The organism is Vibrio sp. S457-15 (assembly GCF_000960545.1).
Classification (GTDB): domain Bacteria; phylum Pseudomonadota; class Gammaproteobacteria; order Enterobacterales; family Vibrionaceae; genus Vibrio; species Vibrio parahaemolyticus.
This window is the reverse complement of record NZ_JYOQ01000168.1, coordinates 1-13,310: the sequence shown is the minus strand read 5'-3', so window position 1 is coordinate 13,310 and position 13,310 is coordinate 1. Positions and strand designations below refer to the sequence as shown.

Below are 13,310 nucleotides of genomic sequence, written 5' to 3'. Positions count from 1 at the left end.
TAATGAAATTTATGATTGGGTCATCAAGGTGAATCGCGGGCAAATATCCGGATCACGCCTTCAAATTCGCAACAGCAAAGGTGACTCATGCAAATTACTCAAAGTCCTCAGTTCAACGGCAAAGCGTCTAAGCGTTTACATGTTATGGCAAAGCCCATTGGTGCTGCCTGTAACATTGACTGTACTTACTGCTACTACCTCAGCAAACAGGACTTACTTGAGTATAAAAAAGGATGTTCACCAATGATGGATGAAGCCACGTTGGAGGCTTACATCAAACAGTATATTGAAGGGCAAAACACACCTGAGATCGTCTTCTCTTGGCAGGGCGGTGAGCCAACGATGCTGGGTTTGGATTACTTCAAGAAAATTGTCGAGTTTCAAGCGAAGTACCAACCCGCAGGCGTGAAGATCTCAAACGATCTGCAAACAAACGGCACGTTATTGAATGACGAATGGTGCGAATTTTTAAGCGAGAACCATTTCTTGGTGGGCTTGAGTATTGATGGCCCTGAAATGCTGCACAACGCGTATCGAACCAACCGAGCCGGTCGGGGCACATTCAAACAAGTCATGAATGCGGTGGAGTTGCTGCATAAACATCAGGTGAACTTTGCCACGCTTACCTGTGTGAACAACCTGACGAGCCGAAATCCGCTTGAAGTATACCGTTTTCTTCGAGATGAAGTCCGCTCGCCACAAATGCAGTTTATTCCTATTGTTGAACAGAAAACGTTCCGCACCACTGCGCCTCAAAAATGGCAACCGCAAGAACAGCTTAAACAAGGAGACAAGCGTTTGATTCCGGGTCACAAAGATTCTGTCATGGAACCTTGGTGTGTTGCTGATGAAGCTTGGGGTAACTTCCTGATTGCGGTTTTTGATGAATGGATTAAGAACGATATCGGCAAAGTGTTTGTGCAATATTTTGAAGCCAGTGTAGAGGCTTGGATGGGGCGCGCTAATCCACTTTGTACGCTGGGTGAGGTGTGCGGTAAGGGGTTAGCGATGGAGCCAAATGGCGATGTGTTTGCGTGCGATCATTACGTTTATCCGGAGTATAAAATTGGCAATATTCATCATGACAAGCTGGATGAACTGGCCTACAGCAAAGAGCAACAGAAGTTCGGTTTTGCAAAATCTCGCTTGTTAACGCAGCAATGTCGAGACTGTGAGTATCAGTTTGCATGCTACGGTGAATGCCCGAAAAACCGTTTCATTCGTACTCGTGATGGTGAGCCGGGACTTAACTATTTATGTGCAGGATGGAAGAAATTCTTTGCACATGCTGACAAAGCGATGGCATACATTTTACGCGCAACGGGTAACGTGGTGGCTCATGGCAAATACAGCGATTCAGTCGTGCGCCAAGAGAGTGAACAACGCCCAGTATTCGAAACAAAATTTTGAGGAATTGGTATGTCATTGTCTACAGAAGCCCCCCTGTTAAAGACACCGTGTTTGGCACCGCGCAAACGTCGATCGAACAAAGTGAAGATGCTTTCTAAGTCGTTATTGGCGGTCACGTTAGGCGCGGTCATTAATCATTCTGTTATGGCGCAAACGCCGACGGAACAAACGCAAGCTCAGCCGACTGCGGCAGAGCAGGTGCAACAACCAACGCCGCAGCAAGTGATTTCTAAGCTCGCTTATCAAGCCCAAGATCAAAAGTTGCCGACCGAACAACGTGTTCAAGCGCTGCGCGAACTGGGTAATTACCCAAACCAGAATGCTCTGGTGGCTGTTGCTCGAGGTTTACAAGATAAAGACGCGGCAATTCGCGAAGCTGCGATAGTCGGCGCGCAACCTTACGCGATCGAAAACCGCTGGCGCATGGTGGAACCACTACTTAAAGACGAATCCTCTTCCGTGCGTATTGCGGCAGCACTGAACTTAGTGCGTGACTATTCTGTTTTGACAGAAGCGCAAAGACCAGCGATAGAAAAGCCTGTGGACGAGCTTTTAGCGAGTTTAAAGAGCGGAACGGATAACAACACCCAATTGCTGTTAGCCGATGTGTATCGCTGGCATGAAAACTGGAAACAAGCGGACGATATCTATCAAGCATTGTTATCCAAAATGCCGGAAAACCCAGATGTTTGGCTGAACTTAGCCGACAATTACCGCGCGCAGCAACGTGAGCAAGAAGCGATTGATACACTGGATAAAGCGATTGAACGCCTTCCAGACAATGCCGCCCTGCATTATTCGAAATCTTTGACGCTCGTTCGTTTAAACGACAAAGAGCAAGCCGCAAATGAAATCGAAAAAGCGGCTAACATGGCGAAAAACAATAGTTATTTTTGGTATTTGAATGGTGTGCTACAAGAAGAGTTCAGTGTCGATAAGGCTGTGAAATCTTTTGAACAGGCTTACTTGATTTCAGGCGCGCCAGAGCAGCTGTACGCGGTTTGTGATATCTATATTCGTTACGATAATCCGAAAACGGATGAATGCTTGACGGAACTAGAAAAAGTCGCACCAAGCTATGTGATTGACCAGCTAAAACAGAAAAGAGTGCTGACTTCTGCAAAGCCTAAAAGCTAGTCAACCCGCTTTTCATCTTCTTTTCGCGCGGTGACGTAACACACTGCAAATGGCACATTAAGGCGAGAAAACTCTTTGATCCAACGCCATTGGTTATCTTGGAGTTTATCGCCGGGCCCTTTTACTTCAATCCACTCGAACTCGTTGTCTCTAAAAGCAATCAGATCCGGCATCCCATTACGGTAAAGCTTAAGATCGCTTAACTGAACCTTAAATAGTTCGAGTAATGTGCGGGTAGGAATGGTGTTGAGTGACTGTTCAAGCAATTTCTTGCCTATTAAGTTCCATTGAACAAACGGATTGCTGATACCAAACTTTTCATCGTATTTCGCTAAAATCGCTTGTGTATTACCCAATTCTAACTGTGCGAAAGCTTCATCAATCAGTGCTTGGCGCTTTGCTACAAAATCGGAATGGTACAAATCCAGAGGACGGTGTTGATAGGCATTGATGAATGCCCCTTCAATGGGAGCGAAAATCGCATCCCAAAAAGTGAGCCCAAGTAATGCATTCAGCAGTGCATTTTCGGCGTAAAATACACTCCAACCTAAAGATTCAAAGTGCGCTTTGCTGGCGAGTTCGACTCTCTGTTGAGATAAATCCAGTTCAACTCGGTACTCCATACAGGTTGGCTTTGTCACTCTTGGCACTTTCTCACCTTGTTTTCGTTTCAGCCGCTGCTCAAGTTTTTGTGCGACTTCGAGCTCAGACACATCGAGCGGTGAGTGAAGCATCTCTGTGACAATGTCACTAAATAAATCATCATGGTTCAGTTTGTCATAGATACGTGCGCGTCGTTCTCGGCTTGGCGTAAGCTGAGTTTGGCCAAATAGAGATAGGGCGGTCTCTAGCTCATCAATCCGTTCGTAGTCACGCGCGATGTCATTCAACATGTGCTCACGTTTACGATCCACATAAGGATGATGAACAGGGTGAGGCATCGCCTCAACAAGGAGGTCGAGATTGGCTTTGTCTTTTCGGTCAAATTGCCAGTACAGGTTGGCCAGTTGGCTCAGTTCAATTAAGCGGTCTATTTGCTCTCGTGAATTAAAGAAGCGGCGCACTTTACTCAATTGATATTGCTCGAACTGATGTAGACCTAAGTCATCAAGCACAAACTGACTTAAGTCTTGATGGGTGTTGGCAAAAAACAGAGTGAGCAACACGTCGATCATGTGGGCGGAGTTGAGTCTGACGATCGTAAACTCAAGTTGCTCTACGCGATCAAATTCCGTATTACTCAAACGTTCGACAAGGGCGTCTTTCTTGAGTGATTTCGGCAGTTCGGGATAAAGCGCGGAGATCTCTGGTTTGGTCAGTAAGTTAGCCGCCAACTCTTGATGAGAAAGTGGTGGGGATAGTGAGATGAAATCTTGTTCGCCTAATTCCGCCAGCGCAGCATCGATGAATGGGATTTCTTGATAATTGAGTTTATCGCTTCGAAACCAACATCCTTTTCGGCTGTATAAACGCACTAAAAGGCACTGGGCGTGTTTGTTCAAGGAATCAAACGAACAAAGCCAGGCGTGTTCTTCCTCGGTCAGTAAATCGCTGTACCACGTTACTGCGTGGTGAGTCAGCTTAAAGAAGTTCTCTAGATAGTAGTCTGGCGCGAGTTCGATAGGGCTTTCCATAAACGACCGATAACAAAAAAGGCTTAACCCATAGGTTAAGCCTTTTCGCTATCAAATCAATTCGCAATTATGCGTTTTTTAGCTGTGCTACTTTCGCTTCAGACAGTGGCTTAGTGATGAACGCAAGTACGATACATACAGCCATCATTGCTGAAGAAATAGTGTAAGCCAAGGTGTAGCCGTCGCCATTTGTCATCGAGAAACCAACAACTGCTGCGCCGATTGCACCACCGATACCCCATGCAGTGTAAAGCACACCGTAGTTAGTACCGTAGTTTTTCAGACCGTAGAACTCAGCTGTTAGAGTAGGGAACACCGCTAGAAGCGTACCGTAACCTACCGCTGCGATTGCTGTACCGATGATGAGAGTAAACTCAGAATCGAACGTTGCGAACAACACCATGTTTACGCCTTGTAGAACGAACGCGAGTAGAAGCGTACGAACACCGCCGATTTTATCTGCAAGCATACCCGCAGCAACACGACCGCCAGAGTTGAATACAGCAAGAATGGACGCTAGGTAAACCGCGTTTGGCAAGTTTGCTTGAACGCTTGCGATTGTTGTGATGTTACCGATGATCATTAGACCAACAGAAGCTGCGAACGCGTACATGATCCATAGAGAGTAGAACTGTGGCGTTTTCAACATTGCTTTCCAAGTTAGGTCATCTGACTTTTTCACCGCTTTAGGTGCTTGGCCTTCTTTTACTTTCGGCTCTGCAGGTGTGTAGTCTGCTGGTGGGTTGTTGATGGTTGCTGCAAGAGGAACCGCAATCGCTAGGATACCAACACCAAGAACCATAAAGCTGGTTTGAATGCCCATGCTGTCGATCAGCGCAGACGTTACTGGCGCAAGATAGATAGCCGCTAGACCAAAACCTGCCGCAATAATGCCGTTGACCATACCTTTCTTCGAAGCGTGGAACCACTTCATCGCAGAAGGTGACAGACATGCATAACCAAAACCGATACCTGCACCTGTGATCACACCAAACGTAATGTTCAGCATTAGTGGAGAATCAACAAAGCCAGATGCGATCATGCCTAGACCTGTAAGAACAGTACCTAGGATAAGGATCATACGCGGACCCATACGGTCTTGAAGGATACCTGCAACAAGAAGACAGATAGAGAAGGTGATCGTTGCAGTTGCGTAAGGTGCAGAAGCTTCTGCAGCACTCCAGCCTGATTCAGTCACCAATGCCTTGTTGAATACACTCCAAGCATACAGGATGCCAAGACAAAGGTTGATACAGAACCCTGCAAGCAGGATGCGCATAGCTTTATCAATCTTGCTCATTTTCATTCTCAGTTTTACCTCTTGCTACAACGCAAAGAGGTGTTGGTTTAAAGATGTTTTTTCTCAAAATTAGTTTGCGTTTTTCAACGTTTAACGCAATGAGCGCGGATTATAACCAATAAAGATGTGATTGGAATCTCTTTTTACTTACAGATCTAAAAATAATTTGAAAATATAAAATCAATTGTTAATTGATGGTTTTGTATATAGGAAAAATGTTGATCTAACGTAATGTGCTTTGTTTTCAATCCTGTAAAGCTAAGTGCAACTGAGTGAATTCAGAACGACTCGACGTTTAGCTCACATTTCCTGTAAATAGTTTCAAAATGTTTTTGAGTTAATTTTTTGTAACAAAAGTGCTCAAAATAAGTGCTAAGCAGCCGAAGTGCCGAATTTAAAGGCTTTATAAAATTCTGCTTGTTAACTGTATGTAAAGTGCGCGCTCTGAGTTGTCAGCAAGGACGAAAGTGAATAAAAAATGTGCTTGATATTGCGATCTAGATAAGCAAAATGGAGCGCAAAATGAGTTTTCATTTATGAAGGGATGCTTTTTTAGACTTGTTGTGAGGTGACTTATGAAATTGTTCCTATTACTCATGGCTTCTGTTTCTGCTGGTGTAGCATCTGCAGATCACATCCATTCATTTATGTTAGGTTTATCTATTGCTTCTCTGGCAGTGGGTAGCTGTTATTTCTTTGCTTTCCGTAGCTCGCGTTTTCCGCAGTTAGCGCTGTTTTTATTGATTTGCGGCATGTTATCTAAACTGACTATTACGGTTGTAGGTGTTATGTGGGGTATGTCTGCGCAATTGATTACTTCACCAATCGTGTTTGCGTTGTCTTATCTTTTCTTTTCACTTGCTGTTACGTACTTGTGGTTCAGCTATCGTGAAAGCATCACGCAAATTCCAGAGCGATTTAAAGCAGCTTAATTTAGCGCTTTGATACCGACAAATATGAAAACGCCAGCGATTAACGCTGGCGTTTTTGTTTTGGTGATACTTCGCTATTTGGCGTGAAGTTTCTTCTTAAGTTGAAGTAAATAATCTTCGTTTGGAGCGAAAGGCTTAAAAAGACACGCCTGAGCTAACCCGAGATGGTAAGTGGTGGTTCCGGTACTTCAAGGAAGCAAGCAATGACGCGATAGAGTTCTCCTTCCGCAACGGTAATTTCCCCATCTGATTCAATCGCGAGTCGACAAGCTTTGACGAATATGCGTCTGTCTTTGGGTTTCAGTTGCAGCAACAACTCTAATGCGGCGCGACTTAAATGCCAATTGCTGTTAGCTGGTTCTAACTTCACTTCAGGAAAGCCTAAATGGGCGAGGGCACAATGGTAGGCGCGCTGAGCTTTGTCTGCTTGAGAGTGGCTGACCCATGCCAGTTCTCGCAATAGCCAAAACACACTTTCCTCTAATTGCTTCAACGTCTTGTGTTGTTTGATGAATCCAAAAGAGGCGAGTAGCTGCTTTTCTAGTAAGTTGATGACACACCATTCGGCTAGCGAGTATTGATTATCCGTCTCTGAGAGCTCACGTAGCACTTTACATAAGCTGATTTTCTGGGCTTCACTCAGCGATTTAAGTGCCGGCAGAGCGAGTTCGAGTAACGGGAAACGCAGATGAAGTGGTAAGTCGTAATCTAACCAGGGAAGCAATGTAGATTGCGATGCGAGTGGAACGTGCGACTTAATCATTTCGCGCTGAATATCGCTGCCATCAAAAATGAGGGCGAATGCGACAAATCGGGCGCTATATGGTTCACGTGCGATATCAACTAACTCTGGTGGTAATTGACTGATCAACTGTTGGCCTGTCTCACTCAATTGCTCCGATGGTGAGGCAGATTGCGAAGCAGGAGAGCCGCCACTTACGGCAAAGCCACTGACTTGTTCGTTATCAAACGCCGTGTTTTGAGCATGAGAATGTTGAGCGTAGCTTCCGTCCCAATTGGGTTCGATTCTTCGAATTCTTTCGTCCAGTGGTGGGTGTGTCGCGAACAAACTAGAGAAACCGGACAATTTACTCTGTCCAAACATCATGTGGCTCATTTCATCACTGGCTTTCGTGTTTAAAGTAGAGCCTTGAACGTTACTGCCAATCTTCTTTAACGCTCCCGCAATCCCTTGATCGTTGCGAGTGAACTGCACGGCACTGGCGTCAGCTAAAAACTCGCGTTGGCGCGAAATCGCTGCTTTGATCATGTTGCCGAACAAGGTTCCTAACCAACCCAGCACCAAGCAGACAATCGCAATCAGTATGATGACAGCGAAGCCTTTGTTTGAATCAGAAGAACTGCGTGATACGTGACGAGTGCTGTTCGAGTTATCCAAGATCAGATGACCAAAATGAGCAATGCAGGTAATGCCAAATAACGCACCAATCAGACGAGTATTCAACCGCATATCACCATTTAAGATGTGGCTGAACTCATGGGCAATTACACCTTGAAGTTCGTCACGGCTAAACGCATCTAGTGCTCCTTGCGTTACTCCGATGACAGCATCATCAATGCTCATGCCTGCAGCAAACGCGTTGATGCCGTGCTCTTCCGCCATCACATAAACTGGTGGCACGGGAATCCCTGACGCGATGGACATTTCTTCCACAACATTGAGTAACTGGCGGTGTTTCGCATTTGACGTGTCTGTCGAAATCAACTTGCCGCCGATACTTTCTGCAACGCCACGTCCACCATTGGCGTTTAGCTCACTAAGACGAATGAATGAGCTGATGCTAACAACCGTTAGCACGCCCACAAAGCTCAACAAACAATAACTGATGATGGATTGAGTGGTGAACGGTTCGCCAGTGAAATAAAAGTAGATGCCAATCGAAATGACACTCACTAGCCCTGTGATGGCTAAAACGGCCAAAGTGAATAGCATCACCAAAAGTCCAGTTCGCTGGCGCGCATTGTCTTGATGATGAAAAAAGTCCATTAGAACGCAACCTTCGGCGCTTCTTGGATTGCTTCTGTGTCTGCAAACTCAAGTAACTTACCGTCTTGGAAACCAAATGTGTTCGCGAAGATAACGGGTGGGAATGTTTGCTTGTAAGTGTTGTAGCTGGTCACGGCATCATTAAATGCTTGGCGGGCAAACGCGACTTTGTTTTCGGTACTGGTTAGCTCTTCTTGGAGTTGGCTCATCGTCTCGTTTGCTTTCAATTCAGGGTAGGCTTCTACCACAACGTTCAGTTTGCCGAGAGCGTTTTGTAACATGCCTTCTGCTTGGCTAAGCTGGCTAATTGCAGCATCACTATCTGGGGCATCACTGGCGGCTTTTAAACCTGCTATTGCTTGGTTACGAGCTTGGATCACGCGTTCAAACGTTTCCTTCTCATGATCCATGTAACCTTTAGCGGTGTTTACTAAATTCGGAATTAGGTCGTATCGACGTTTCAGTTGAACTTCGATTTGAGCGAAGCTGTTTTTAAAGCGATTTCGTAGAGTAACGAGCTTGTTGTAAATACTGATTGCGTAAACCACAAGCAGCAGAACAATAACAATAAAGACAATCAGTGCAGTCATAGTGAGTTCCATTTTGTGAATGTATCAGTGTTTTATATAAGTAGTTGAGATATTAAGCAAATTAGACTTACTTATAATGTGGGGTATTTTTAAATATGGCACGTATTGCGTAAGAAATATGAGAGCCATTTGGGATAAGAACAAAGGGAAAGGATTCTCAAGGAGAGCAAAATAAAAAGGCCCGGCGTGAAAGCCGAGCCTTGTGGAATGTAGAAATTCTAATCCGTGATTAAGCTGTCATCGGAACAAGTACCATAGTACCGATGATTACCGTCAATAGGCCAGCAAGCACAGGCACTGAAGTGCGTTTTACAACTTCAAATGGGCTGATGTTCGCCATACCTGATGTTGCAACGATTACGCCAGATACTGGCGAGATGGTACGACCTAGGTTTGATGCTTGAAGCATAGGGATGATTAGGAACGCTGGGTTGATGCCCATTTTCGCCGCTAGAGAAGGCGCAAGTTCTACAAACGCATAGAAAGGCGCGTTACCAGAACCAGTAGCAATAGCCGCTGCAACGGTTAGACCTGTTAAGATCAGCATTAGTGCAACGCCACCCGCACCTGCGTTATCGGCAAGGTGAAGTAGGTTATCGATAGCACCAATAGACATCAGACCTTGTGCAAATACGCCTGCCGCAACCAACAACATCACAACGCCTTTAAATGCATCGGCCATGCCTGCGTAGCATGAGTCCAAATCTTCAAGCGCTTTTTTGCCGTCAAATTTGTTCACGACATAATGGATAAGTGCGCCAAGGAAAATAGAACCTACAACGATGGTGTAGATATCTAGACTAAGACCAGGAATCGTACGTCCATTAAATAGGAACACACCGATGATTGGTAAGAATGGTAGTGCTGCGTAAAACGCTGGTGCATCTGCTTTAATTTCTGATACGTCGATTTTTTCCATCGGCGTATTTTCTTTCTTATCTAGGTATTTGTTCCAGAAGAAAGCTGCTGCCGCCATTACGACGATTGCACAAATCGAAACAGGAAGAACAGTTTGTACCGCAAACACATCTAGCGCCAAGCCAGACTTTTCTGCAGCAATAACAACGTCACCTGAAGTAGGAGAAAGAATAATAGCAGCAGGAGATGCACACACTGCCACAGCCGCAGGACGAGAGATTCCCATCGCAACCATCATTGGGAATAGGGTAGCCATCAATAGAACGCCAAGACCTGTTGCAGAGCTCACCGCTAGAGACATCAAACACGCCACAATGTAAGCCGCTACCAAAAGGACATAAGGAGACTTGATAACAGAAAGCGGTTTAGAGAACTGTTTCACGACAACGTTGTTTGCGCCGATGTGAGTCATGTAAGAAGCGAAACCACATAGCAACATGATTTGCATACCAAGGCCGCCGCCACGGTATTGTAGCATGTATTTCACATATTCTAGCGAGTCTGTCACCATGTTACCGGTTGAGGTGATGCTTGATGGCAGAACGTCATGGCCCAAAAAGCCAGTCATAAGAAGCAAACTGATACCAGCGGTTAAAAGTACGCCAGCTGCCTTGTAACCTTTGACAATGAAATAGCCCACCGCAATGGTTACTACCAAGCCAATTAAGAGCTCTAGCATAGGGGTCTCCAGATGTTATGAAAAAAAGAAAGATTCTGTTTCAATTTATGACAAGGAATTTACAGAATTCTTAACTGTGGCACGAGGCTAATCTGGGACTTGCATGATCTAAAACAAATAATAATTTAATAATTAAATCCGACAGATTCTCTTGTTTCAATTTCGTTTTGTAGGTGTTATGTGCTGGTTTTTTGGGTTTTAATGGAAAGAAAATATAAGCAGATTGGTGAATGAAATGCAGATGAAATAATTAAAAGTAATCGAAAAACATTATTCGAGTTAGATCACATTTGTAACGGCTAAAATGAACAAAAAGCCCCGACTAATCGGGGCTTATTCAGCAACTTAATGCATTATGCGTAACGACGGATCATCAAGTTCCAACTACGTTGTTGACGCTCAAACTCAGTTTTAAGTTGTTGATACTTCAATTTCGATACAGAGCACTCGTATTTCTTCACTACGCTTGCAGTTTTCTCTCCAAGCAACTCTTTGCGTGCTTCGTAGTATTCCTGCATATGGTGAACCAATGCATCAAACTCTTGCTGAAGTTGATCGAGAACTGTTTGCGCATTGGGTTTGGACTCCAGTTTCTCTTTCGCTTTCTTCAACAACTGGGTTGCTCGCGCTTTTTCAATTCGGAAAGTTGATGTAGTGCGAAGCTTGGACGTCAGCCCCAACCAAGAACAAGACTTGATCAGCCATTTAGTTGGATCGTAGTGCCACCAATAAACACCATTGCGGTAGTCATTCTCAAAGATGTGGTGAAAATTGTGGTAACCCTCGCCAAAGGTAAAGAAGGCTAAGACACCGTTATCGCGGGCTGTATTTTTGTCCGTAAAAGTTTGCTTACCCCAAACATGCGCCAAAGAGTTAATAAAGAAGGTTGTGTGATGGCTCAAGAACAGGCGAGCTGCGCCAACAACCAGCAGCATTCCCCAAACATCCCCATAGATAAGACCCAAAGCTACAGGGAAACCGATATTAGTCAGCAAAGCTAACGGCACGTAGTAGTTGTGTTGCCACATCACAATCCCATCGCGTTTTAGATCGCGGCAATTGGTGTACTCATTTTCTTTAGACTTATTGTAGTCGCGCAACATCCAGCCAATATGTGAATACCAAAAGCCACGTTTGGCGGAGTAGGGATCTTTGTCATTGTTATCGACATGTTTGTGATGCACTCGGTGATCAGAAGACCAGTGTAATGCACTGTTTTGGAGAGAAAAAGCGCCGCCAATCGCGAAAATTGCACGTAATACAGGATGAGCTTCGTAAGTTTTATGGCTCCAAAGGCGATGATATCCCGCAGTAATCGACAGGTTAGTGAAACTGAATGCAAGGATACCCCAAATCAAGTGCTCCCAGCCCAGTCCATAATGATATGCGTACCAAGGCATTACAATAAACGTTAGAACAAAACTGGCTGAAAAAATCAATATATTCAACCAGATAAATGGTGGTTTGTTTTGATTCACTGAGGTATTCCTAACTTTGAGCTAACAACTGTTCGCTAGAATATCAGCGAACACGTGTAAGTCAAATTAAAGTTAGATAAATGTGACTATTCTTGTTGAGCTGAGCCGGAATTCTAACTGGGATATTTTGCTTTTAATTTAATAATGAGTAGTATTAAAAAATGAGCTATGGCTTGAGGTGTATGAAATCTGCCAAGTAATTGGCTTTATAAAGGTGGAATATGCCAAGGCTCTGTGGAAAAGCAAAAATGTAAGAAAATAGGGATACGTAATGGAATTACGATTAGCGGAATATAAGGACTATGAACGCATTGCTCAATTGCATGCGGACAGTTGGAAACGTCACTACCGAGGCATTTTAACGAACACTTACCTGGACAGCGAAGCCATCGACGACAAATTGTTGATTTGGCAGACTCGCTTAACCAATCCTCCATTTAACCAACATATCGTTCTTGCAGAAGAGGGGGGCTTGTTACTCGGCTTTGTCTGTGTCTTCGGCAATCATGACTTTGAGCGCGGTACATTCATTGACGCTCTGCATGTTGATGATAGCTATCGTGGTCGTGGTATCGGCAAACAACTCTTGCTTGCCGTTGCAGAGTGGCAACAGCAATACTTCAAAGATTCAGGATTGTATCTAGAAGTAGTCTCGCAAAACACATCAGCGATTTCGTTCTATCAACATATTGGTGGACAAGAATGCCAAGAGCGTACGTGGCGTGCTCCGGGCGGAACAGAAGTAATGGAAAAAGTGTTCCGTTGGTCTAACGCGCAAGCGCTGGTAAGTGGCATTGAGGAAAACGTCATCTATTCATAACGCTTTCTAAGCGAAAGAACGGAGACGATAAGAGCAGCACTGACGCTGCTCTTTTTTGTTTGCGGGATAGTTAACAATCTGGCGAGTTAAAAAGACAGGCCCATTTCCTTTAACTCACTTTCACATTGGCTCGCGTTTTCAAACTGAATAGCAGCCATACCCACCTGTTTAGCCCCTTCGACGTTGTAAGGCATATCATCCAGAAAAACGGTTTCTGATGGGTTTAAGTCGTAGCGGGAGAGAAGCGCTTGATAAATTTCCGGTTGAGGTTTTAAAAGGTTCATCGCGGCTTTCCGGGGAAAGCCGCTTTTATCTTTAAGAAGAAGTAATCAGTGTCTCGATAGCCATATCCCATCCTCTTGATTAACTTTATCTTGTTATTTATCCCTTCAAGCGTACAGGTA

At 44.6% G+C, this 13,310-nt stretch carries 11 protein-coding genes and 1 pseudogene; 4 read left to right on the top strand and 8 right to left on the bottom strand.

From position 1 onward, the window contains the following. Positions 1-87: 87 nt before the first annotated feature. Together UF05_RS17130 and UF05_RS17125 are read left to right on the top strand one after the other, a co-directional pair. On the top strand, positions 88-1,410 hold the full coding sequence (locus tag UF05_RS17130; protein WP_029799185.1) for an anaerobic sulfatase maturase: 1,323 nt from the start codon (positions 88-90) through the stop codon (positions 1,408-1,410). Positions 1,411-1,419: 9 nt separating this feature from the next. Further along, positions 1,420-2,547, top strand: a complete 1,128-nt coding sequence (locus UF05_RS17125; protein WP_082064048.1) for a tetratricopeptide repeat protein — start codon at positions 1,420-1,422, stop codon at positions 2,545-2,547. Here the strand turns inward: UF05_RS17125 and UF05_RS17120 are convergent. Together UF05_RS17120 and UF05_RS17115 are read right to left on the bottom strand one after the other, a co-directional pair. Further along, on the bottom strand, positions 2,544-4,181 hold the full coding sequence (locus UF05_RS17120; RefSeq protein WP_045546089.1) for a VRR-NUC domain-containing protein: 1,638 nt from the start codon (positions 4,179-4,181) through the stop codon (positions 2,544-2,546). The two genes, UF05_RS17125 and UF05_RS17120, sit on opposite strands and share 4 nt — an antisense overlap. A 67-nt stretch (positions 4,182-4,248) precedes the next feature. Continuing rightward, positions 4,249-5,481, bottom strand: coding sequence for an L-lactate MFS transporter (locus UF05_RS17115; RefSeq protein ID WP_005486542.1), 1,233 nt, complete (start codon positions 5,479-5,481; stop codon positions 4,249-4,251). Positions 5,482-6,056: 575 nt separating this feature from the next. On the opposite strand from UF05_RS17115, the gene UF05_RS17110 reads away from it, so the two are divergent. After that, positions 6,057-6,413, top strand: a complete 357-nt coding sequence (locus UF05_RS17110) for a hypothetical protein (RefSeq protein WP_005454342.1) — start codon at positions 6,057-6,059, stop codon at positions 6,411-6,413. Positions 6,414-6,567: 154 nt separating this feature from the next. On the opposite strand, the gene UF05_RS17105 is transcribed toward UF05_RS17110, so the two are convergent. The 4 genes from UF05_RS17105 to UF05_RS17090 form a co-directional block, all read right to left on the bottom strand. Next, the gene (locus UF05_RS17105; protein WP_045546088.1) at positions 6,568-8,421 is read right to left on the bottom strand and encodes a M48 family metallopeptidase; all 1,854 of its coding nucleotides are present in this window, start codon (positions 8,419-8,421) and stop codon (positions 6,568-6,570) included. Then, positions 8,421-9,011 (bottom strand): LemA family protein, encoded by a 591-nt coding sequence (locus UF05_RS17100; RefSeq protein WP_025553289.1) that lies wholly within the window; start codon positions 9,009-9,011, stop codon positions 8,421-8,423. Before UF05_RS17100 ends, UF05_RS17105 begins: the two co-directional genes overlap by 1 nt. 229 nt (positions 9,012-9,240) lie before the next feature. Further along, complete coding sequence (gene dcuC, locus UF05_RS17095; RefSeq protein WP_005454288.1) at positions 9,241-10,608, bottom strand: anaerobic C4-dicarboxylate transporter DcuC; 1,368 nt, start codon at positions 10,606-10,608, stop codon at positions 9,241-9,243. Positions 10,609-10,961: 353 nt separating this feature from the next. After that, positions 10,962-12,086, bottom strand: coding sequence for an acyl-CoA desaturase (locus tag UF05_RS17090; protein ID WP_024701330.1), 1,125 nt, complete (start codon positions 12,084-12,086; stop codon positions 10,962-10,964). A gap of 271 nt (positions 12,087-12,357) precedes the next feature. Here UF05_RS17090 and UF05_RS17085 point away from each other — a divergent pair, with 271 nt between their 5' ends. Continuing rightward, positions 12,358-12,906, top strand: a complete 549-nt coding sequence (locus UF05_RS17085) for a GNAT family N-acetyltransferase (protein WP_005481267.1) — start codon at positions 12,358-12,360, stop codon at positions 12,904-12,906. A gap of 86 nt (positions 12,907-12,992) precedes the next feature. On the opposite strand, the pseudogene UF05_RS17080 reads toward UF05_RS17085, so the two are convergent. Then, positions 12,993-13,196: pseudogene (locus tag UF05_RS17080) on the bottom strand (HAD-IA family hydrolase); the annotation flags it as partial. Next, positions 13,187-13,310: transposase (locus UF05_RS24980; protein ID WP_137406502.1), on the bottom strand; the 124-nt coding region annotated here is incomplete at its 5' end. The pseudogene UF05_RS17080 and the gene UF05_RS24980, both read right to left, overlap by 10 nt.